Origin of the sequence: Sulfolobus acidocaldarius DSM 639 (assembly GCF_000012285.1) — an archaeon.
GTDB classification, from domain to species: Archaea; Thermoproteota; Thermoprotei_A; order Sulfolobales; family Sulfolobaceae; genus Sulfolobus; species Sulfolobus acidocaldarius.
The window spans coordinates 2,175,774-2,196,143 of the sequence record NC_007181.1 but is presented as its reverse complement, the minus strand read 5'-3'; the positions used below and the strand labels follow the sequence as shown (position 1 = coordinate 2,196,143).

20 protein-coding genes and 1 tRNA gene are annotated in these 20,370 nt (G+C 36.8%); 17 read left to right on the top strand and 4 right to left on the bottom strand.

What is annotated here, in order from left to right; translation table 11 throughout:
- Positions 1-39: 39 nt before the first annotated feature.
- On the bottom strand, positions 40-1,203 hold the full coding sequence (locus SACI_RS11365) for a hypothetical protein (RefSeq protein WP_015385805.1): 1,164 nt from the start codon (positions 1,201-1,203) through the stop codon (positions 40-42).
- Between the two features lie 581 nt (positions 1,204-1,784).
- Here SACI_RS11365 and SACI_RS11360 point away from each other — a divergent pair.
- The 12 genes from SACI_RS11360 to SACI_RS11305 all read left to right on the top strand — a co-directional run bounded on the left by SACI_RS11360 (position 1,785) and on the right by SACI_RS11305 (position 13,511).
- A complete protein-coding gene (locus SACI_RS11360) occupies positions 1,785-2,120 on the top strand; it encodes a DUF2175 domain-containing protein (RefSeq protein ID WP_011279132.1) in 336 nt (111 codons plus the stop codon).
- 117 nt (positions 2,121-2,237) lie between these two features.
- Positions 2,238-3,020, top strand: a complete 783-nt coding sequence (gene thyX / locus SACI_RS11355) for an FAD-dependent thymidylate synthase (RefSeq protein WP_011279131.1) — start codon at positions 2,238-2,240, stop codon at positions 3,018-3,020.
- A gap of 241 nt (positions 3,021-3,261) precedes the next feature.
- Positions 3,262-3,651, top strand: a complete 390-nt coding sequence (ndhC, locus tag SACI_RS11350; protein ID WP_011279130.1) for an NADH-quinone oxidoreductase subunit A — start codon at positions 3,262-3,264, stop codon at positions 3,649-3,651.
- Positions 3,652-3,656: 5 nt separating this feature from the next.
- Positions 3,657-4,151, top strand: coding sequence for an NADH-quinone oxidoreductase subunit C (locus tag SACI_RS11345; RefSeq protein ID WP_011279129.1), 495 nt, complete (start codon positions 3,657-3,659; stop codon positions 4,149-4,151).
- A complete protein-coding gene (locus tag SACI_RS11340; protein ID WP_011279128.1) occupies positions 4,135-5,337 on the top strand; it encodes an NADH-quinone oxidoreductase subunit D in 1,203 nt (400 codons plus the stop codon). The genes SACI_RS11345 and SACI_RS11340 overlap by 17 nt, the downstream gene beginning before the upstream one ends.
- Positions 5,337-6,395: an NADH-quinone oxidoreductase subunit NuoH gene (gene nuoH / locus SACI_RS11335; RefSeq protein WP_011279127.1), complete on the top strand. Its 1,059-nt coding sequence runs from the start codon at positions 5,337-5,339 to the stop codon at positions 6,393-6,395. Before SACI_RS11340 ends, nuoH begins: the two co-directional genes overlap by 1 nt.
- Positions 6,383-6,880 (top strand): NADH-quinone oxidoreductase subunit NuoI, encoded by a 498-nt coding sequence (nuoI, locus tag SACI_RS11330; RefSeq protein ID WP_011279126.1) that lies wholly within the window; start codon positions 6,383-6,385, stop codon positions 6,878-6,880. The genes nuoH and nuoI overlap by 13 nt, the downstream gene beginning before the upstream one ends.
- Positions 6,864-7,370, top strand: a complete 507-nt coding sequence (locus tag SACI_RS11325; protein WP_011279125.1) for an NADH-quinone oxidoreductase subunit J family protein — start codon at positions 6,864-6,866, stop codon at positions 7,368-7,370. Before nuoI ends, SACI_RS11325 begins: the two co-directional genes overlap by 17 nt.
- A complete protein-coding gene (locus SACI_RS11320) occupies positions 7,370-7,654 on the top strand; it encodes an NADH-quinone oxidoreductase subunit NuoK (protein WP_011279124.1) in 285 nt (94 codons plus the stop codon). The genes SACI_RS11325 and SACI_RS11320 overlap by 1 nt, the downstream gene beginning before the upstream one ends.
- Positions 7,655-7,656: 2 nt before the next feature.
- A complete protein-coding gene (locus SACI_RS11315) occupies positions 7,657-11,082 on the top strand; it encodes a proton-conducting transporter membrane subunit (RefSeq protein WP_011279123.1) in 3,426 nt (1,141 codons plus the stop codon).
- 1 nt (position 11,083) lies between these two features.
- Positions 11,084-12,472 carry an NADH-quinone oxidoreductase subunit NuoN gene (gene nuoN, locus SACI_RS11310; protein WP_015385803.1) on the top strand — a complete coding sequence of 463 codons (1,389 nt, stop codon included), beginning with the start codon at positions 11,084-11,086 and terminating at the stop codon, positions 12,470-12,472.
- 1 nt (position 12,473) lies between these two features.
- A complete protein-coding gene (locus SACI_RS11305) occupies positions 12,474-13,511 on the top strand; it encodes an inositol-3-phosphate synthase (protein ID WP_011279121.1) in 1,038 nt (345 codons plus the stop codon).
- Between the two features lie 79 nt (positions 13,512-13,590).
- Here SACI_RS11305 and SACI_RS11300 read toward each other — a convergent pair whose 3' ends face one another.
- Positions 13,591-14,700, bottom strand: coding sequence for a tRNA 4-thiouridine(8) synthase ThiI (locus SACI_RS11300; protein ID WP_011279120.1), 1,110 nt, complete (start codon positions 14,698-14,700; stop codon positions 13,591-13,593).
- Positions 14,701-14,840: 140 nt separating this feature from the next.
- Between SACI_RS11300 and SACI_RS11295 the strand changes: the two genes are divergently transcribed.
- Positions 14,841-14,926: transfer RNA gene (locus tag SACI_RS11295), tRNA-Asn, on the top strand.
- A 267-nt stretch (positions 14,927-15,193) separates the two neighbouring features.
- Positions 15,194-16,486 carry an ATP-binding protein gene (locus tag SACI_RS11290; RefSeq protein ID WP_011279119.1) on the top strand — a complete coding sequence of 431 codons (1,293 nt, stop codon included), beginning with the start codon at positions 15,194-15,196 and terminating at the stop codon, positions 16,484-16,486.
- A 288-nt stretch (positions 16,487-16,774) separates the two neighbouring features.
- Here SACI_RS11290 and SACI_RS11285 read toward each other — a convergent pair whose 3' ends face one another.
- Together SACI_RS11285 and SACI_RS11280 are read right to left on the bottom strand one after the other, a co-directional pair.
- A complete protein-coding gene (locus SACI_RS11285) occupies positions 16,775-17,551 on the bottom strand; it encodes a slipin family protein (protein WP_011279118.1) in 777 nt (258 codons plus the stop codon).
- A 15-nt stretch (positions 17,552-17,566) separates the two neighbouring features.
- Positions 17,567-18,871, bottom strand: coding sequence for a thermopsin family protease (locus SACI_RS11280; protein ID WP_011279117.1), 1,305 nt, complete (start codon positions 18,869-18,871; stop codon positions 17,567-17,569).
- Positions 18,872-18,907: 36 nt separating this feature from the next.
- On the opposite strand from SACI_RS11280, the gene SACI_RS11275 reads away from it, so the two are divergent.
- From SACI_RS11275 to SACI_RS11265, 3 genes are read left to right on the top strand one after another with little or no spacing between them, the layout of a single operon-like run.
- Complete coding sequence (locus SACI_RS11275) at positions 18,908-19,270, top strand: NfeD family protein (protein WP_011279116.1); 363 nt, start codon at positions 18,908-18,910, stop codon at positions 19,268-19,270.
- A 10-nt stretch (positions 19,271-19,280) separates the two neighbouring features.
- A complete protein-coding gene (locus SACI_RS11270) occupies positions 19,281-19,547 on the top strand; it encodes a hypothetical protein (protein ID WP_230937899.1) in 267 nt (88 codons plus the stop codon).
- Positions 19,525-20,346: a gamma-glutamylcyclotransferase gene (locus tag SACI_RS11265; protein ID WP_011279114.1), complete on the top strand. Its 822-nt coding sequence runs from the start codon at positions 19,525-19,527 to the stop codon at positions 20,344-20,346. The genes SACI_RS11270 and SACI_RS11265 overlap by 23 nt, the downstream gene beginning before the upstream one ends.
- The last annotated feature ends 24 nt before the right edge of the window (positions 20,347-20,370 follow it).

The window sequence follows — 20,370 nt, the reverse complement described above, 5'->3', positions numbered from 1 at the left end:
TCAGCAGAGTCGTCTGTACCCACTGAGAACTCGCACTACTTATAGTTCACTCTGTACTTCATCAATTTTCACGCACTTTCCCTTATATACTACAGCATCCTTATCCTCGCAACTTATCTCCTTCATAACCTCAACTCTAATGTCATCCTTGATCTCCTCTCTGCTCTTTATTAACTCATTAATCTTCAAATAAGCTATGGCAACTCTTGGAATTACTCTAATGTCATTTCCGCCTATTGTATAACTTGCCTCCATAGCCTTTTTTGCCTCTAAGAGGTAAGTTTCATCATTGTTCACTGACCACAGCTGAGAGAGAAATATTGCTGTTTCTGAATTGGATATTGGTTCATAGAATTCCTCTTTGGTTACCTCGTCCAATGGTTTTATGTCTCTAAATCCTAAATCGCCTTTCAGATTGTCTTTGATGTAAGTGTAAACTTTCATAGCCAAGTCAAGGTACTTTTGATCCCAAGTCTTCTTATATACTCTCAGTAGAGCTTGTCCTACTAATGCCTGATCTATAAGTAGCCCATTTACCTCTTTTCTTATACTTCTGTAAACACTCCCGTCACTGTTTATTCTCTCAAGGAGCTTTGATATCACATCGTCGTTGAATAGACCTAGTATTGTTGATATTGCTAAAGTTGATGTGTAGTAATGCTCTACATCAGGTTTCTTTCCAGTTAAAACATACTCTGCAAATGGGTCTAATGGTAAGGCTCTTTCAAGCACTTTCTCATACTCTTTGTGGATTTTAGCGTAAAACCTTAGAAACTGTGCTCCTCTAAAGTCTAACTGACCGCCGTCTAATGCGTAGTTGACAACCTCATAGAAATCAGCAGTGTTTATTTCTCTTGTTGTGGTAATTTTATCTATTTTGAATCCCTTTATTTTGTTTCTGTTGTCATAGATCTCTCTTAACTTAGCTTGTATGTAGTCAATGTTCTCTGACTCTATAATACCTATGAGTTCACCACTTGTATTTATTATACCTATTGAGGGTACAACTCCCCTGCTAAATCTAACTGTGTAAAAGAGGTATTCATTGGCATTCGCCCTTAAAAAATAATATTTCTGAGAGATTGTCAATTTCAAAATTTTATTATATAAATCCTCACAGTTTGTACAGTTTTCAGTCTCAAAGAAGAATGCGATAAGTTTATCATAAAATTTGGCATCGTTAATCATATTCTTTTGTATCATAAGTACCTTAATGTCCGTCTTACTTTAATGTCTTTTCGTTCTATCTGAATAGCTATGTGAAGATGCGACAGTGGATAAAATAAAAATTTACGATTCTATACACAACATTACATTATATTATCTAGTTAAATCTGAGTCAAATTCTAGTTTTCTAACCATACCCTTGAGTACATTGTAAAGTATACAACTCCTTAATCTTACTAAACTAATGTAAATATCTTTGGCACTCTCTAACATCTTAATTGTTTAATGCTTTGTAAGCTTCTCCAGTGGCAATATTTCTACCCTCCTTTTTTACGACAGAAATATCAGGATTTTTAGGTCAGGAAGTTCACAATTTATCTTTAATTAAGATCCGTTAATTTTAACCCTTCTACTCTAACTCTAAATCCAGTAACCTATGTTCTAAACCAAGCCGTTACATCTATCTTCAAAATTTTTATGTCCTTCATGTGTTCCCTTCGAGAGCCTGCTATCCTCGATAAGTTAGTTATTATAATTCGTGGTCGTATATGCGTCAAATAGATTATTGGATTTGAGTTTTTGGTAAAACTTTTATTACTCTGGGAGAAAGTTCCATTATGAGCAGACCTCAGACCAAGTGGAACTGTGGATTATGTGGAAAGCCAATCTATTGGGACGAACTATTTACCTTTATGTCAAACAAGGCAGTAGTTCATTATACGTGTTTTAAGGAAAAAGCTTCTAGCACCAGTAAAGTAGATAAAGATGTAATGAAAGTGATTCTAGACTCTCTTGAAGACGAGCTTAATAAGATAGTTGTATATAAGCAGAGGCTATCTAAGGTTAACGATGAGGAGATAAAGAAAGTTCTCGATCAGACAGAAAAAGACGCAGAGAAGAATGCCGCTTTATTTACGAGACTGGTGGAAAAGATGAGTAACGTTTTAGGTTAAAATTATAGAGTGATTTTTTAAATATTTACTTATAATACTGATAGCTGAATCTCTTTACATGGTTCCCCCATCAAAACATCAAAGCCATTTTATTTTGTAAGTACAATTATATATTAAATGAAAATTAAGCTTGTGTCATATTCAAAAGACGGAGAGAGGATTGTAGCGATAGCAGCTAAGATGAGTAGGTCAAGGAAGGGCTGGGACTACCACGAGAAGGAGATGACTGATGACGAAATCGAGACGTGGATTAGAGACTCCATTACACACGGGTATTGGTCAGTGCTGGAGCACAGTGTATATACATTCTCTATTGAGGGTATATCACGTGTTGCTTCCCATCAACTAGTTAGGCATAGAATTGCCTCTTACACTCAGATGTCTCACCGTTTTGCTAAGCCTGTGGACAAGTACTATAAGCCCATCACTCCGCCCAGCATAGAGAAGAGGGGGAAAGAAGTAGTGGACAAGGCTTATCAAGACGCTTATAACTACTTTTATCAACTCCTAGAGAAAGGTGTGCCAGAAGAAGACGCTAGGTATGTGTTGCCCAATGGAGTGAACACTAACATTGTGGTCACAATGAATGCAAGGGAGTTATACAACTTCTTTGGGTTAAGGCTGTGCTCTAGGGCACAGTGGGAGATCAGAGCCATAGCATGGAAGATGCTAGATGAGGTTAAGAGAGTGCACCCTAGGCTCTTCAAATACGCTGGACCAAACTGTATAATACATGAGAACTTCATAAGGGAGAACCCCATTACCTTAGACGATATAGACAACACTGTTTTCATCTCTCAGAGGTGCATAGAGGGAGTAACAAGAGAGGGTATACCAAAATGTGTGAAGAATGCAAGAAGTATACTTGTTAGTGAAGATGGGGTAGTCATGGGCAAATAATACTAAACAGTTTTATTATGCTTTTTTTATTAAACTATTTTTTGTAATAAACATTAATCGTGCATAGTTTTAGTTTATTAGTCTTTTGGATTGAAACTATATCAGCATCCCCGTCTAGTAATTTATATCCTGTTCAATAGAATCCGTAAATAAATTGTCATTTTCACCGCAGAATATTCCAATTTTTCCATTCTAATTATCATTAGGAAACTATTTTAGGATAGTGTTATGAATACTACTTATGGCTCTCACTCAAGCAATTCTAGCATTTGGACTTCCATCAGTATTATTATTCGTAGTAGGGTATGGGACTTACAGAATACTGTATATTGCATTACAGGGACAATATAATCCTGTGAAGGTCAGCAGATTCGAGGCGGGAAATATACCATTTGGTGAGGGTAGACTATGGTTCCCCCTACAATACTATGGCTATCTTCTCATTTACACATCTATTGAGCCAATAGTTGTTATATTATTTTCATTAGCTCAAGCATATTATTATACCTCAACAACACTTTTCACTAATCTTCTGATCATAGCATTAGTCTCTATAGCATTACTTTACCCTGTCTTGTACTATGCTATAAAGCAGATTAACGTAATTCAGTACTGGATAGTGAGGAGGTGAATGGGATGAGTGCTCCTAATGATAATCTTGCAAAGATCATACAAGACCTGAATTCTAAGTTCAAGGTAAATGGAAAGGTGGAAGGGACAAACAGGGCTACAATTATAGTTGATAAGTCACAGATATTGGAGATCGCAAATTATCTTAAGCAGATAGGATTTGACCATGTGAAGGCTGTAACAGGTATAGATTATCCTGAGACAGAGGAATTTGAAGTGGTATACCATATTTCGTCCTATTCAGATCTGGCATTGGCAAAGGTTATTGTAGCCTTGAGAGAGAAGACAAGTTATAAGGATCCTGTATTTCCATCTCTCTTCAAGGTATGGGAGAGTGTTTGGACTGGAGAGAGAGAAACATATGAGATGTTAGGCATAGTGTTTGAGGGTCATCCTGAATTACGGAGAATGTTTTTAGACGAAGATTTCGAAGGTGTATATCCCTTGAGGAAGAGTTATAAATTAAAACAGGAGGGTGTCTTTGTTGACAAGCCAGCTTGAACCATCTTTTGGAGTAGAAATCATCCCTGTAGAAGGAGAGTTAAATGTTGGACCTCAGCATCCTGGATCCGGACATATGAGGATTTACGTGAAACTTAATGGTGATATAATTGAAGATGTTGACTTAGATGTGGGATATGTCCACAGGTCTGTGGAAAAGCTAAGTGAAGTCAGAAACTACATGCACCTTATACCTTTGATAGAGAGACCTGCCATACTGGATTCTATACATATGAATCTAGGATATATAATGGCTGTTGAGAAAATATTAAACGTAGACGTTCCAGAGAGGGCACAGTATTTAAGGACTTTGGTAGCAGAAGTGAATAGAATTGCTAGCCACCTCTACGGCATGGGTATATTGGCAATATTCTTAGGTCATTCAACAGGTTTCATGTGGGGATTTGGAGATAGAGAGGTATGGGTTGAAATTCTCCAGGCTATTACAGGTGCTAGGGTAACAAACTCTTACATAATACCTGGTGGTGTGAGAAGAGATCTCACCCCTGCTATAAAGGAAATGATAGAGAAGGCAATAGTGTATCAGAGGAAGAAAATACAGGACTGGTACAAGATTCTCGTGAACAACCCTAATATTAGGGCTAGATTAGAGAATGTCGGTGTGATGAGCAAGGAGAATGCGATAAAATGGGGAGCAGTGGGACCAAACTTGAGAGCGTCTGGAGTATACTATGATGTCAGGAAGATTGAGCCTTATGGCGCATATGATAAGGTGGATTTTGAAATACCAATGTATAAGGAGGGAGATGCATATGCTAGGACATTGGTTAGGTTCGAAGAAATGGAGCAGAGTATGAGGATATTAGAGCAGGTTATTAAGCAGATACCTGATGGTAACATTTTAAGCGATAGATTCTTTAAGCAAATTCCACCTGTTAGACTTAAGAAATGGTGGGAGGGTCAGAGAAGAGTGGTATTTCCAGGTTATTACGCCTCTTTTAGACCTCCTAAGGGTGAGGCAATTAGTAGAGTCGAAGCTGGAAGAGGTGAATTAGCTTACTATATCATAAGTGATGGCTCTCCCAAGCCCTATAGGCTTAGGATGATTACACCTTCATACAGGCTTATCTATGTTTTCAAAGAGTTGTGCAAAGGAGCTAGATACGCCGATTTAGTTGCGATTTATGGTAGTTTAGACTACTTCCCTCCGGAGGCTGATAGGTAATGAGTCTGTTACAAGCTCTCCAATATTATTTCTTTTACCCTTCATTTTTTGGAGTTATAATATTCCCAGGATTGATATTTACGGTGATAATTTTACTACTCACCATTTGGTTTGAGAGGAAGATTGCTGCAATTGTGCAGATGAGAGTTGGTCCACTATATGTATCTAAAAGAGTTGGTGGTATCTTACAATTGGTTGCTGATGCAATAAGACTAGCATTCTCAGAGATTATAGTGCCCAGAGATGTGAACGCGGTATTGTTTGGTCTAGTCCCAATAGCTGTTCTAGTATTTTCAATATTACCATTGGCTGTTATACCATTCTCTGCAATACCTGCATCAGGCTCAATTCTATCCTCTTACTTCCATGCATTCTATGATCCTTCAATAGGAAAGGGAGTTTTCGTGGGATTCTTTGTAAACTATAACATGATTTTAGCTTTAGGTATCCTAGCCATAGTCCCAGTCTTCATACTTTTACAGGCTTGGGTTACAAATAATAGGTTTGCAATAGTTGGAGCAGTTAGAGAAGCTTTACTTTCTGTCTCCTATGATGTGTTAATTGTTATATCTGTTGTGGCAATAGCTATTGAGTACCACACTTTGGATATGGCTAAAGTTGTTGAGACGGGAATTCCTGGCGCTATAGCTAACCCACTAGCTGCATTTGTGTTCTTTATCGGCATGATCATGGGAACAGGTAGGTTTCCGTTTGAGATTGTAGAGGCTGAGAGTGAGTTAGTTATAGGTCCTGCCACAGAATATAGTGGTTTTCTCTTCATATTATCAATGGGAGGAAGTTATATAGAGACCTTTGCTCTCTCATATATCTTCTCTAACTTATTCCTAAACGGTTGGTTACCATTTGGAGGTCTGCTAGGTGCTCTCATGGTTTCCATAAAATCAATAATAGTACTTTGGTTCTCGGTATTTTTGAGGAGTGTTTATGGAAGATACAGGATAGATCAGGCTCTTAAGATATCTTGGAAATATATTCTCCCAATCGCATTTGCATCCTTAATTTTAGGTATAGTAGGTGGTTATTTATGGATCAGGTGAAAGAATATAAAAAAGATAATCCATTAAAGGCATTTGTAGACCATTTACAAGCAGTAGGCACTGGATTAAAGTATGCTGTTAGACCACAAAGGATTACCTTAAAGTATCCTGAGGAGGCTATAAGCCTTCCAACTGGATATAGGGGAATGATAAGGCTCTACAAGGATATATGTATTGGTTGTACTCTGTGTGCTCTTATATGTCCTGCAGACGCAATGAAAATGACTACTGAAGCAGGAAAGAAGTTACCAGTAATTAACTATGGTAGGTGTGTCTTCTGTGGTTTCTGTGTGGATGTATGTCCTGTAGACGCTTTAAGGGAGACTAGGGTTCATGACACCATATTCACAAATAGGAGAGATCTGGTATTCAGACCAGACAAATTTGACCAGGCTTATGATGAACCACCAGCAGAAAAGGTAGTTAGAAGAGTTAAACCTATAATAGATGAGAATAAGGGTATAAAATATGTCCCTGACGAGTGATTTTCAGCTGGCATTTCTATTACTTTTTTCAGTCTTCGCAATAGCGTCTTCATTACTAATTGTTAGACAGAAGAATGTGTTCTATTCAGCTGTAGCTTTGGGACTGCTAGGAGTATCGGTAGCAGTTATTATAGCGTTACTTAATCCAATAGCCTATTCATTTTACTCAGCTCTTCACCTGATACTTTATGTAGGCTCAGCAATAGTTTTCCTTTCAGTGTCGTTAGTTGTATTTAGAGGTTTAGAAGTAAAGGAAAGGAGAGTTGCTTGGGCTAGTATATTAGGTTTCATAACTGCATTGGTTGTCTTCTTTGCATTTATCCTAACCTTTGTAGAAAACACACCTACACCTTTACAAGCTCAAGTGTTTACTCTAAGTACATTCGCTAACACACTTCTCTCAGACTATTGGTTCCCGATTCTAATTTTAGTTATAGCTCTTGCAACTACACTTATTGAAGCCTTGTCTTTAGCTAGAGGTGGTAAGTAATGGAGTTCGGTTATATTGGTTTAATGGTTTCAGTAGTTCTAATCGGTATTTCAGTTTATGGTTTTCTAAATAGTAAAAATATAGTAAGAATATTTCTGTCATCAGAAATACTTGTAAATGCCTCAATCTTAATTGTTTTTTCCGTATCCTCATTAACTAATCAAGTCTATTTACCAATTTATTTTTCCCTTTTTGCGATTGGAATGGCTTTAGTGGAAATAGTGGTTGCATTCGCTGCGATCTTCCTCTATTACAAGAATAAAGGTTCTCTCGAGGTGGAGTAAAAATGATCACCCCCCTTATAATCTTCATTCTTTCTATTCTTATTGCGGTAATTTCTTTCTTCTTCAATAAGAAAGTCCTTGCAGGAATCCTGTCTATAATATCAATAGGTGTAAACATATATTTTGGTCTATCATATGGTTTATACTACTCGGTATTCATTCAGAATAACATAGGAAACTTCGGGTTCACAGTGAATGATCTCAACCTTGGCTTCGTGATAACAATACTAATAGTGACTCTAGTGACTGCCTATTATTCCCAAAGATACATGCAGAAGAAGTTCCATGAAATGGGTAAGGAGAACTGGGGTCTTTATTACGGCCTATACTCTCTCTTTGCTATTTCAATGCTTTACGTTGTAGTTTCTATTAACTTGCTAGAGTTGTATATATTCCTTGAAATAGCTCTAATAACCTCATTCCTATTGATCCTGTTGTATGGTTATGGAGACAGGAGAAGAATAAGCCTGATGTATTTCATATGGACCCATGTAGGAACAATACTCACTTTGACTTCTATTGTTGTTCTAGGTTTGACCACAGGTACTATGGATATTTATTCATCATATGGTGTACTAAACAATTACTCCGTAATCAATTACTCGTTGCTAATTTTCGTTATCGGAGTTATTGGTATGTTAGTTAAAGGAGCTATAGCTGGATTCAACATATGGTTGCCTTATGCCCACGGTGAAGCTCCTACTCCTATCTCCATTTTACTGAGTCCAAACATGGTAGGCTTAGGTATATTTACCGTTATGATTTACTTCTATCTATTCCCCTCACTCAGCTGGTTGGCGCCAATCTTCATTGGATGGGCTGTAATTACAATGATATATGGCGGATTAAATGCCATGGCTCAGAAAGACTTCAAGAGGTTTTTGGCTTACTCTAGTGTCTCTCAAATGGGATATATGTTACTCGGCGCATCTGTTGGTTTCTTTGTAGGTTTAAAAAGTAGCGTTCTGTCTTTACCGTTAGGTGTTATCGCTTCCATTTTGATTTATGTATCTCATGGCTTTGGAAAGGCAATACTTTTCGCCAGTGCGGGAGCAGCAATAACTGAACTAGAAGAGAGAAATATAGACAAATTAGGAGGCTTATATCTCATTTCACCTGCACATACAGGGCTCTCATTTATAGGTCTCTTAAACATCTTAGGCTTACCGCCATCTGTAGGTTTAGTAAGTGAGATACTTCTCTTACTGTCAGTTGGTCAGCTAGCAGGCACAATTAGTTTAGGCTGGTTAGTCTTGTTAGTTGCATTATTGATGATAGCCATTGGCATATCCTCAGGGTATGGTGGTTATCTTTTCAAGAAAGTTTACAGTGGTATCAAAGAGTTTAAAGTCAACATGGATTCAGCTATAGAGTACACTATTCCTATGGCGATATTGGCATTTTGTAGTGTAGTCTTCTTCTTTTTCCCTCAATTACTTGTACATTCACTGAATAATTTCTATGGGATAGGGAGTGTATTAGCATCTTCATCATATTATTTCTTTATTTTGGCGTTCCTTCCTGCTATAGGCTCATTAATTGCGCTAGTAACTCCCAAAAGCTTAAATCAAGATGTTAGGGGTGGTATTGTAGTAGGTTTAATAGGTATATCTTTGATTTTAGCTGTCCTAAATCTAATAAGGTCAATACACGCTCCCCTGTTTTACCCTAGTGAAACCTACACTACATTTAGTTACTTCTCATTTAGCTCTTCATTACTTCAGGCTATTCTAGGTGTCTTTGTTTCAGGTCTATCATTCTTTATAGCTCTATATAGTATAGGATACATGAAGGAGGATCATGTGCTAAGGAGATATTGGGGTTTCTTTGGGTTCTTCGTCACATCTATGCTTTCAGTTGTTTACTCAAACAATTTACTGTTATTCTTAGCAGGTTGGGAAGGCACGAGTCTGGCATCTTATGGATTAATCAGTTACTGGTTAGACGATAATGAGAGAAATGTTGTAGGCGACTTTGGAAGACGTATATTTGGTATAGAGTATTTGTCTACGCCCACTAACAGTGGAATAAGAGCCATGATATTCACCAGACTTGCTGATGTTGGCTTAGCAATAGGTCTAGGCTACTTATTATTCTTAACTTCTCTGGGTAATCCTTACTTTGGAAATATGGCATTATTTGATGGAGTGTTTAGAGTTATACCTCTCGTGTACGCCTTACCTTATGCTTGGCTTATACTTTTCTTCATAATGATAGGAGGAATAGGAAAGAGTGCTCAATTCCCCTTAACTCAATGGCTTCTAACAGCTATGACAGGTCCTACTCCAGTTAGTGCCCTTATACACGCAGCCACAATGGTAAACTTAGGAGCCATATTAACGTTCTTCCTGTATCCTTTCCTTGTGTACCCCAGTCCCCAAACAACACTTTTATCAGCTATTATGATGGGTGTTTCACTATTTACTGCGATTTACACTAGCACCAATGCTCTAGCATCGAATGAACAAAAGGTGATTTTAGCCTACTCCACAGCAGATCAGATATCCTTAATGATACTATCTTCTTCAACAGGTGCCTTTCTTGCTTCTGTCTTCAACAACTCAGTTTACTTAACTGCTGGAATACTAGTTGGACTAGTTCAGATGTTAGCCCATGGAACCTACAAGGCATTGCTATTTATGAATGCAGGTAGCGTAATACACTTCACAGAGAACAGATATACTGGAGTGTTCAGGTCTCTTTACAAGAGATTGCCTTCCATCTTTATTTTACAATTAATAGGAGCACTGAATTTAGCCAGTATACCTCCCTTAGTGGGCTTCTGGGCTCATAATGCCATAGGCGACCTAGTTAGTGATGCTGGGCTAATATATCTTTATATCTTAGTTGAATTCTTAGGAGGATTCTACATAGTTAGATACATAGTAAAAACGTTTTTGTGGGGTAAGGGAGAGGATGTTCATGAAGAAGGTCATATAGGTCTAACTATGGTTACTGCCGCTTCCATATTAGCCTTGGCATCTATAGTCTTAGGTGTCCTTTATTACTTCTTCCTACAGCCATTCTTTGGAAATCTAGGGCTGATCTACAGTGGATTTGATCTGCCCTCTTTGCTTGCTGCAGTTTTAGGCTTTATTTTAGCATTTGTAATTTACATGAGAGGAGTTGACTTCAGTAGAGTGGCAAAGCCTTTAGTAGATTTTCTGTATTATGGATGGTTTATTAATCCTGCGTTAGACGTGTTAGGTAACTCAGGCTATAGATTCGCTCAAGGTGTTTACAATAAGTTCGAATATGGTCTAGTCGATATGTCTCTTAATGTTAAGTTGCCAAGAAGCCTAGTTGGTGCTGGAGGTGTTCTTGTAAGTAAAACAAATACAGGTGTATTGAGGGACTATGTGGGGCTTTACATAGCAGGTTTCGTAGTTTTAATAGTTATAGTTCTTCTTGTGGTTATGGTGATGTGAAATGTTGAGTGAGTATCTACCCATAATTATTCCTTCAGTATTTCTTGTAATTCCCTCAATTGCAATACTATATATGGAGAAAAGGTTCAGTACTGCTGTGTATACTGCAGTTATAGGTTTGTTAATTTCATTTCTCTCCTTTACACTATTTTTCTCTCTGGGCTACTATAACTACGGAGTATTCAATAACGCGCTATATCTAACAAAATTTGGCTACTTTATTGCAATCTCCTCATTGATTGCTACTATTCTTGTAGTGTTGGGAAGTAGTAATGATTTGAAAAACTGGGAGACAGGGACATCATTTCTGTCTTTATCTTTGTTGACTAACATAGGTGTTATCTATTTAGCCTTTGCTTATAACGTTCTGGTGATTTTCGCTTCTTGGGCTATTGCTTCTGCAGCAACTTATGTTATAGCAATGTTAAAGAAAGATTACCAGTCTGTTGAGGCTGGTGTCAAGTATTTGGTAATGGGTCTACTGTCAAGTTCCCTAATGATTATTGGTCTAGCATTTTTTGTGACGGCTGGAAATACATTATACCTTGATCCAGTTATATCATATCAACCATTAATTGTCCTATCAATAATATTCTTCTCTATAGCTTTTCTCTTTAAGATAGGCGCATTTCCTTTTCAAGGATGGTTACCAGAAGTATATTCGTTGGCAGACAGGTTCTCTGTGGGTTTCGTATCAAGTGTAGGTAAGATAGTAGGAATAGAGCCATTATTAGTAATTCTATACTATTTGATACAGGATAACTCTTCTTCCCAGGTAATATATCTCACTGTTGTTATCCTCTTCTCCATAATTTCTGTGCTTAGCTTAATTTTCGGTAATATATCTGCGTTTTCAAGAAAGGACTTCGCTCAAATTTTAGCCTACAGTAGTATAACGCAGGTAGGTTTTATGGTAATTGGAATAGCAATGTTGCCTGTAAACATGAATATAGCTATATCCGGTTTAATGGTCTATCTTTTATCCTATTCAATCGCTCAGGCAGGACTATTCGTTTCACTGAGCCATGTGGAGAAAATAACGGGCAGTAGTTATTTTGAGAGTTTTAGAGGAATGAGTAGCGGGGATAGAGTTTTAGCCTTTTCAATGACTATTTTGCTTCTAAGCTTACTGGGTATTCCACCCATATTGGGATTCTGGGCAAAATTATTTGTCCTTGAATCATCATTTTCTCAGCCTTGGCTGACAATTATAGGGTTCATAAACAGTGCGATATCCGCAGGATATTATATTCCGCCCATAAGGGAGATATTTAGAGAGGGACAATTCAAAAAGGTTGATTCCCCAGAGAGAGACAGTGTAATCGTAGCAGCAGTTTTAAGTATAGCATTAGGTATAATCTCTCCATTAATATTTGGAGTGTTGGTATGAAATGATAAGGACAGCAATTTTAGGAGTCGGCAACGTAGCTAGTGCTTTAGTTCAAGCCCTAGAGATGGTTAAGCAAGGTGAAAAAATTCAAGGTTGCCTCACTAGTTTACCCTATAAACCTGATGAAATTGAAGTTGTAGCTGCTTTTGACATAGACAAGAGAAAAGTTGGGTATAAACTTAGGGAAGCTATATTTCAAAAGCCAAATGTAGTTCCTAAATACGTAGACGTTAGAGGTGATGTTGTTGTAAAGAAGGGAGTTGTTTTAGACAGTTTAGAAGGAATATTAGAGAGGATTATTGAATTATCGGATGAGAAAGAGAGTGACATATCACAGGTATTAAAGGACGAAAAAGTAGACGTTGTTATAAATTTACTACCAACTGGAGTCGTAAAGGCAAGTGAATATTATGCCGAGGAGGCATTAAAAGCCGGATCAGCATTTATCAATGCAACTCCCACAAGTTTAGTAAATCAATTCTCTAGTGCATATAAGGAGAAGGGGATACCAATATTTGGAGACGACCTGTTGAGCCAAATAGGAGGTACATCACTTCATACAGGGCTAATAGAGTTTTTAAAGAGCAAGGGGGTCCAGGTTCTCAGAACATATCAGGTTGATATCGCAGGAAACACTGAGGTTCTCGTTACATTGGAAGATTGGAGAAAAGACTTAAAGAAAGGTATAAAGAGTAATTTCATATCTAAGCATATTGATGGTGCTGAAGTTGTTGCCGGAACAACTGACTATGTTGAATTTTTAGGAGATAGAAGAGTGAGTTACATTGTAGTTGAGGGTTTGTATTCATTTGGAATTCCTGTGAGAATTGATGTCTCATTGAAATCACAAGACGCACCAAACGCAGTAGCTCCTTTAGTGGACTTAATTAGAATAGCTAAAATGTTAAAGGAGAGTAGGGTTGGTGGTTCAATACCAGAGGTTTCCGGTTATTACTTCAAAAAACCTCCTGTTGTTTACTCATCGATGGAGGAGTCCCGGAAGGTCTTGTTGGAGTATATTTCTAAAGTCACTAGTTAGTAAATACACATAATAGAATGTATTTTTGTATTTTTCCTCTCTTCTTCTAAATCTTATTCAATTTTAAAAGTTGTAAACCTCAAATCCTAACTAATTCTGCTTTCTTTATAAGTTCCTCGTAATTTATCTCAATTTTCCTCTCTTCTTCTAATACCTTATCTAACTGGGACTTTACGATAGATTTATTTGAGATTACACAATACTCAGGTAATTTTGAGGAGTATTCAAAGGTGCCTATTTTACGTGACATTTGGATTATTTCTTCTTTGTCGAATCCTATTAAGGGTCTGAAAACAGGTAGATCTATATCGTACTCCGTAACGTATAGGTTAATCATTGTCTGAGAAGAGACTTGTGACAGAGATTCACCTGTAGTTATGGAGTAAGCCCTTAACTTGTTAGCCAAAACTCTTGCCGTATTGTACATTATTCTTTTCAGGAGTAATATCCTTAGACTAGGTTCTGCATTTACAAGTTTTGACGTGACGTCGAGTCCGTTAATGAAGTATACATTTATGTCGTTATTACTGCTCCATTGCTTTAGAACGTCAACCTCCTTTAGAACTAAATCTCTTTGAACTTTTCCACCTAATTCAAAGTTAAGTAATATTGGTCTAACTCCTCTCTTCATAAGCATCCATGTAGCTACGGGGGAATCGAAGCCACCACTAAATAGGACAACTGTTTTTCCTGTTGAACCCACTGGAAATCCCCTAGGTCCATCATTTTCAGTCGTGTAGACGTAACCATAATCTTGTCTTAATATTAGGTTAATCTTGACATCGGGATTTTCTAGGTCAACTCCAAGGCTATAGGGATATAGAGCATTGCCAATTTCTCTGGCTACATCCATACTGTTAAAGCTGTGGTTACCAACTCGTTTAACTTTCACAGCGAATTTTTTTCCTTTAACTGTCTGATTAAACCTGTCCTTTACGAAGTTCACTATGTCTTGGATCGAGGAAAAACTAAATTCGTAAACTTCAAAATATTTAGATATTCCGAAGACTTTTGATAATTTAGAGTAATCATCATCTGTATTTAGAATTATTATGCCTTGGTCCAATTTATATGATTTAACTCTAATAACTTTCCCAATGTTTTTTATTAATATTCTCTCGAATCTCCTTCTGGAGCGAGACGACTTTATAGCAATTTCTCCAGATGGAGTAAGCGCTATAAGTGGCATAAGCTAAAGTTTGAGATATGGTTTTTATAGCTTTGTTGTCTCAACGCTTTATATCTGAAAACTCTATCGTATTTAATTAAAATATATTAAACACACTCTCGTCGAAAATTTTTTATGGCTGGTTTAATCAATATAGACATGCCGCGGTAGCTCAGTTGGCAGAGCGCCGGGCTGTTAAATCCTTACGGACACCCGGTGGTCGGTGGTCCGAGTCCACCCCGCGGCGCGTCTACAAAACTGATTATTTGTATTCTATTAATGTTATGACTTAACTGAATTCCTTGGTAGTTTAAATTGGAAGACTTCTATGTGGCTGAGTATACCTAAAGGTAAGTCAATTTTCTTATTGAACTTATATTGAGTTTCCCTGAGATAGCTTAGATTAAGACTTACTATTTTCTTCTCCTGTAAACTTAGGGTCGCCTTTCTTATATCATTTACATATGGTGTATACTACGAAAAGTTCATATTTGTAAATATCATATTCTCAGATATGATATTTATAGATAGGGAGAGAGAATTAGAGGCAATCAGAGAAAGACTTAACTCAGATAAACTGGAGCTAATTTTAATTTATGGCAGGAGGAGGATAGGTAAGACGTCATTGGTTCTTGAAGCAATTAAAGGGTACCCATCAGTATATTACCTTGCTACTGAAGGTAGAAATAATTTAGCAAAGTTCAAACAGACCGCTGAAAGGGTTTTCCCTAACATAAAATTCGTCAAAGAAGATTGGGAATCTATGTTTTTCGCCCTAAGGGACAAGGTAGTAGTAATTGACGAATTTCCATATTTAATCCGGGAGGATAAGGCTATTTCTTCAATCTTTCAAAAAATAATAGATGAGGTGCTCGCTGGTACTAAAACGAAGATTATCCTTTTAGGTTCATCTATCTCCACAATGAGCGATATACTGTCCTATAAGAGTCCTCTTTACGGAAGGAGGACAGCTTCTATGCTGGTCAATGAATTGAAATTTAAGGAATTGAGAAGACTCGGATTTGATCTAAATGAGGCAATTAAAATTTTCGGTTTTGCAGGAGGAGTTCCTTATTACCTCACTAAAGTAAAAACCCCGTTTCTAGATTGGATAAATACTGAACTTAAAAAAGTAGATTCGTTTATTAAGGACGAAGTAGACTTTCTGCTAAGGTACGAATTTCAGGAGATCTCTACCTATAAGGAGATATTATTGGCTATTGCTATGGGGAAAAATAGTTTAGGGGAGATTAGGGATTTCGTCGGGGTTGGAGGAGAAGTGTCTTCTTACCTAAAGAAGTTAGAGAGAATAGGGATAATTGAGAGAGAGGTTCCTGTCCTGGAGAGTAAAAAGTCCAAGAAGGGTAAATATATTATTAAGGATAAGTTCGTAAACTTCTGGTTTAGGTTCACATATCCCAATCTTAGTGAAATAGAGGAGGGTATATTTGAAATAAGTGAAAGGGAATATAATGAGTATCTAGGGAGGATATTTGAGGAAGTTGCTGTCCAGTACTTAAAGGAGAGGTATAGGTTAAATAAAGTAGGCAGACATTGGTATAAGGACGTTGAAATTGATATTCTAGATAAGGACTTGAAGTTAGCTGGAGAATGTAAGTGGAGTGAGAAAGTTAATGGCACTAAAGTACTATATGATTTGAAGGGAAAGTTGGAGAGGTTAAATCTGAATGTAAATAAAATAGTAATATTTGCAAAAAGTTTCTATAAGAAAGACGAATCTGAAGAAGTAGAATATATTGACTTAGAAAAGTTAAAAGAGTGGTATAACAAAGGTAACGTAACTTAATAAATATAGTCGAGATTATGTGAGACATTAGGTTTAGCTTTTGTAGCCTAGCTAAAGTCACAGACTAAGAATGGTAAAACTACTATGGAAAAACATTGATCAGTTCTCACACGGCTCTATCATCTTTCAAGCCGGGGTTCTGTCATCACTTTTGTCTATAAGTTTCCTTAGCCATAAAACATTGTCTTATGCCTAATATTTTTATTTCTTTATAAACTACTGCTGAGTAGCATCATAAAAATGATGAAAATTTCTGTGATGATCAGTGAATTATCCTAGTCCAGCTGATTAACTTTGCGGTTTGGATTTCAGGACAGACAGTGTGGAATAAAATTCTTGACCTGCAGGTACTACTATTACCATATTACCTCTCTGTGAGATATCTGTAAGCATCTCCAAGAACCTAATCTGTAACGCTACTGGATTGCTTACGTAATATTGTGATGCATCAGCTAATATGGAAGCAGCCTGTCTTTCTCCTTCACTTGAAATAACTTTTGCTCTTCTTATCCTCTCAGCTTTTGCTTGTTCTGCTATTGCTGATAGGAGTTCCTGTGATAACCTTATATCTCTAACAGTCACCTGTGTGACTTTTATTCCCCATCCCTCTGTTATCTCATCTAAGATCAATTGTAATCTCTTGTTTATTTCTTCCCTTTTTACAAGGATTTCATCAAGCTCCATTTGTCCTATAATATCTCTTAGTGATGTTTGAGCTAAGTTCAATACGGCGTAGTTATAGTTAGCCACTGACAAAATAGTTTTCATTGGGTCAACCACCTTATAGTATAATACAGCGTCAATAGTCACAGTTACATTGTCCTTGGTAACTGTAGTCTGAGCAGGCACGTCTACTGTGACTATTCGCAAGTCCACAACTATAGGTCTATCCACAAATGGAATAAGAGTTATTATTCCCGGTCCTTTAACTCTTATTGCCCTTCCTAATCTCAATATTACGGCTCTCTGCCATTCCGCTATAACTCTAAGGGAAAGAGACAATAGAATTATGATAATTATCAAAAGGAAGACTATCCCTATGATATCTCCTATACTGATTGCCATATTATAATATTTTATTTAATGTTTAAATCTTATGAGGAGAGCAGAAATTACCACTCCTATAAGGAAACTTGATATATAGATCAAAATCAGGTATTGGGAGGGATAATTACTTTTGTAATTCACAGCATTTTTAGCATTAGAAAAGAATGACGAAATACCATTTTTGAAATCATAATGTGATAAAAAGTTTGCTAAGGAATCATATGCAGATTTAAGAGAGGATATTAAGGAGTTTAACGCCGGTGCTGAAACATAATAGGTAGAGGACAAGGTGAAATTACCCGGGTAATATATAACGTAAAGGGATGGAGAAGTATTAAAGTATGCATAGCCTGAATTATCTGTTGTTATATTGGAGAGGCTATATAGACCATTCAGACTCACTCCATAAAGCTCTACTTTTTGCCACATTATGGGCTTGTTATCGTACATCAACCTAACTGATATTGACGAATTATTTGAGTTTACAATAATATTTGGTTTTATCGGCCAAAGTACAGAAGGAGTAGGATCACCTGGTCCTATTATAACTGATGGCTTAAACAAATTTGTTAGGTTACCCACAGAGTTTATACCTATTACAGTTTCCGCAGTATCGAGACCTGTGGATAATGCTGAGGGCACCACTGTTAATGAATTTCCATCCTTAAAATAGAGATTAGCATTAGCAGTTGTAATCAATTGCACGCTACTTCCCCCTCCAGGTCCGCCGAACACCAATTCCAAGTCATTCGGAAGGCCTATGGCTGAAAATCCACCTATCCTAAAACTTCCTGTTAAAGGTAACTGATAAAATATTCCGCTGTGACCATTTATATAATATCCAAAATAAAGGGAGGTGGAGTTTATTATCATAAATAATTTGATTTGAACTGGTGTTTTCACTATATATGAGGGTCCTGTATATAATATGACTCCTAAGTTTTGATATGTTGTCTCAATTCCCTTGGACAGGTTTAGATTAAACGGTCCTAAAAGATTCCAGACATTTACTACCAAACTAGCGTTAAATGCTGTTTTATTTATCTGGCTGAATAATATTACATCCTGTGCCCAGTATATTCCATTTATCATCGCATTCAACTGGAGTGAGGCATTGCCTGTTGTTAGATATTGACCATTAGACAAGTAGGAGTTTCCTATATATAGTGAACTAATATTAATCTCTCCTAAAACTTCTTGTGTTTGATATATAGAAAATAAAGGGAAGAAAGATACACCTATAGGGTAAGAGTTTATGACTTGAGAGTTTGGCAAGAGCGGAGTAACTGTTAAAGGCAATATAAGCATTACAATAATTAGCAAAACTCTTATGAGCATTGAAAAGTATTTTTAGATTAAGGAGTATTAAATATTATGGTAGTACATGATCCTGTGTCGATAATAATTATTGTTGTAGTCATATTAGCCTTAATACTTACTGGTCAATACGCTAACCCTATTGTTGCAATTCCATCACTTGCTTTGGTTGGTTTTTTGCTCTACAGAGTTGTAAATGTAATATGGACAACAAGGAGGAGGAATTTGTATACCTATGAGGGCAAGATAGGAAGGGCAGTTGATGACATTTCTCCGGGCAAGGAAGGGTATGTTTTGATCGAGGGAGAATATTGGAGGGCGATTTCTAATGAGCCAATATCTAAGGGCGATGAGGTAATAGTAATAGGGATGCAGAATTTAAAACTAATAGTTAAAAAGTATATACGTGTTAGAGGTTAACCTTAAAATTTTGGACGTCCTAAGAGGTTATCCCAACTATATTGTTCAAATTGAAGGTAATAATGTGACTATAGATTATGTACCGCCATCTATCTCTGAGGCAAGTGGAGTAGATGTAGATGAAGATACTAAGCCTATAATCAGGATATGGGGTATTATAGATGGAGAAAAATTAAAGATTTTGAAAGCGAGTGTAATTAAAGGGGAGGAGAGTAGAGATTTAGACGAATCTGAAATCCAGTTTTGGTTAAGTTATGTGGATCAGGGGGGTGGTTGATATTCCGTATATTTTTGTCTATGGTTCATTAAGATTTGGTTTTGAGCTTAACCATTTTTTGAAAAACAGTAGATTTGTGGGTTTAGGTCTGGTGGAAGGTTATAAGATGTATGATCTTGGAAGCTATCCAGGAGTGGTAAGAGGAGATAGCGTTGTACATGGAGAGGTGTATGAGATAAATGATGAGTTGTTAAATGTTTTGGACGAGGTCGAAGACTATAGAGGTTCACCTGACGACTTGTACATTAGGGAAAAAGTCAGAGTGTACTTTGATGACAAGAGGAAATATTATTTAGATAATGTTTACATTTACGTTTACAATCAAGATATTACAGGTAGGGACGTAATAGTAGATGGTGACTACTCTAAATACGTTGGCACATCTGCAATATTTAACTACTTTGCATATGCGGAGAATACTAATGATGAAATATTAAAAGCTAGAGGAGTTACGAAAATATTTAAGAAAATTCCTGTGTATTTACCTGATTATAAGATAGTCTTTAATGTTGAATGTAAATGGGGATATTGTGCTAATCTAACAAAGTATGAAAATGGAAGGGTTTGCGGTTATTTATTAATGATACTAGAGGACGAATTGAATTTACTTGACAGCGCTGAGAAGCACTTAGTGAGGTATATTAGAGAGGTGTTTAAAGTTTATGATAATAATGGTAAGGAATATTATGCATGTGCATATGTTGCCCCTAATATATCTGGGGAACATAATCCGACTGATGAGTATAAAAGATATATATTGGAGGGATTGAAAGGACATTGTATAAGTTCAGGACTTTGATGATGAAGCCCGCCATCAACAGAT

Coding starts and splice junctions, on each gene's coding strand:
- nuoN (WP_015385803.1), top strand. CDS start 11,084: ATGTTGAGTGAGTATCTACCCATAATTATTCCTTCAGTATTTCTTGTA.
- SACI_RS11320 (WP_011279124.1), top strand. CDS start 7,370: ATGGAGTTCGGTTATATTGGTTTAATGGTTTCAGTAGTTCTAATCGGT.
- SACI_RS11265 (WP_011279114.1), top strand. CDS start 19,525: ATGTGGATCAGGGGGGTGGTTGATATTCCGTATATTTTTGTCTATGGT.
- SACI_RS11305 (WP_011279121.1), top strand. CDS start 12,474: ATGATAAGGACAGCAATTTTAGGAGTCGGCAACGTAGCTAGTGCTTTA.
- ndhC (WP_011279130.1), top strand. CDS start 3,262: ATGGCTCTCACTCAAGCAATTCTAGCATTTGGACTTCCATCAGTATTA.
- SACI_RS11325 (WP_011279125.1), top strand. CDS start 6,864: ATGTCCCTGACGAGTGATTTTCAGCTGGCATTTCTATTACTTTTTTCA.
- SACI_RS11360 (WP_011279132.1), top strand. CDS start 1,785: ATGAGCAGACCTCAGACCAAGTGGAACTGTGGATTATGTGGAAAGCCA.
- SACI_RS11300 (WP_011279120.1), bottom strand. CDS start 14,700: ATGCCACTTATAGCGCTTACTCCATCTGGAGAAATTGCTATAAAGTCG.
- SACI_RS11345 (WP_011279129.1), top strand. CDS start 3,657: ATGAGTGCTCCTAATGATAATCTTGCAAAGATCATACAAGACCTGAAT.
- SACI_RS11280 (WP_011279117.1), bottom strand. CDS start 18,871: ATGCTCATAAGAGTTTTGCTAATTATTGTAATGCTTATATTGCCTTTA.
- nuoI (WP_011279126.1), top strand. CDS start 6,383: ATGGATCAGGTGAAAGAATATAAAAAAGATAATCCATTAAAGGCATTT.
- nuoH (WP_011279127.1), top strand. CDS start 5,337: ATGAGTCTGTTACAAGCTCTCCAATATTATTTCTTTTACCCTTCATTT.
- SACI_RS11290 (WP_011279119.1), top strand. CDS start 15,194: ATGATATTTATAGATAGGGAGAGAGAATTAGAGGCAATCAGAGAAAGA.
- thyX (WP_011279131.1), top strand. CDS start 2,238: ATGAAAATTAAGCTTGTGTCATATTCAAAAGACGGAGAGAGGATTGTA.
- SACI_RS11285 (WP_011279118.1), bottom strand. CDS start 17,551: ATGGCAATCAGTATAGGAGATATCATAGGGATAGTCTTCCTTTTGATA.
- SACI_RS11315 (WP_011279123.1), top strand. CDS start 7,657: ATGATCACCCCCCTTATAATCTTCATTCTTTCTATTCTTATTGCGGTA.
- SACI_RS11275 (WP_011279116.1), top strand. CDS start 18,908: ATGGTAGTACATGATCCTGTGTCGATAATAATTATTGTTGTAGTCATA.
- SACI_RS11365 (WP_015385805.1), bottom strand. CDS start 1,203: ATGATACAAAAGAATATGATTAACGATGCCAAATTTTATGATAAACTT.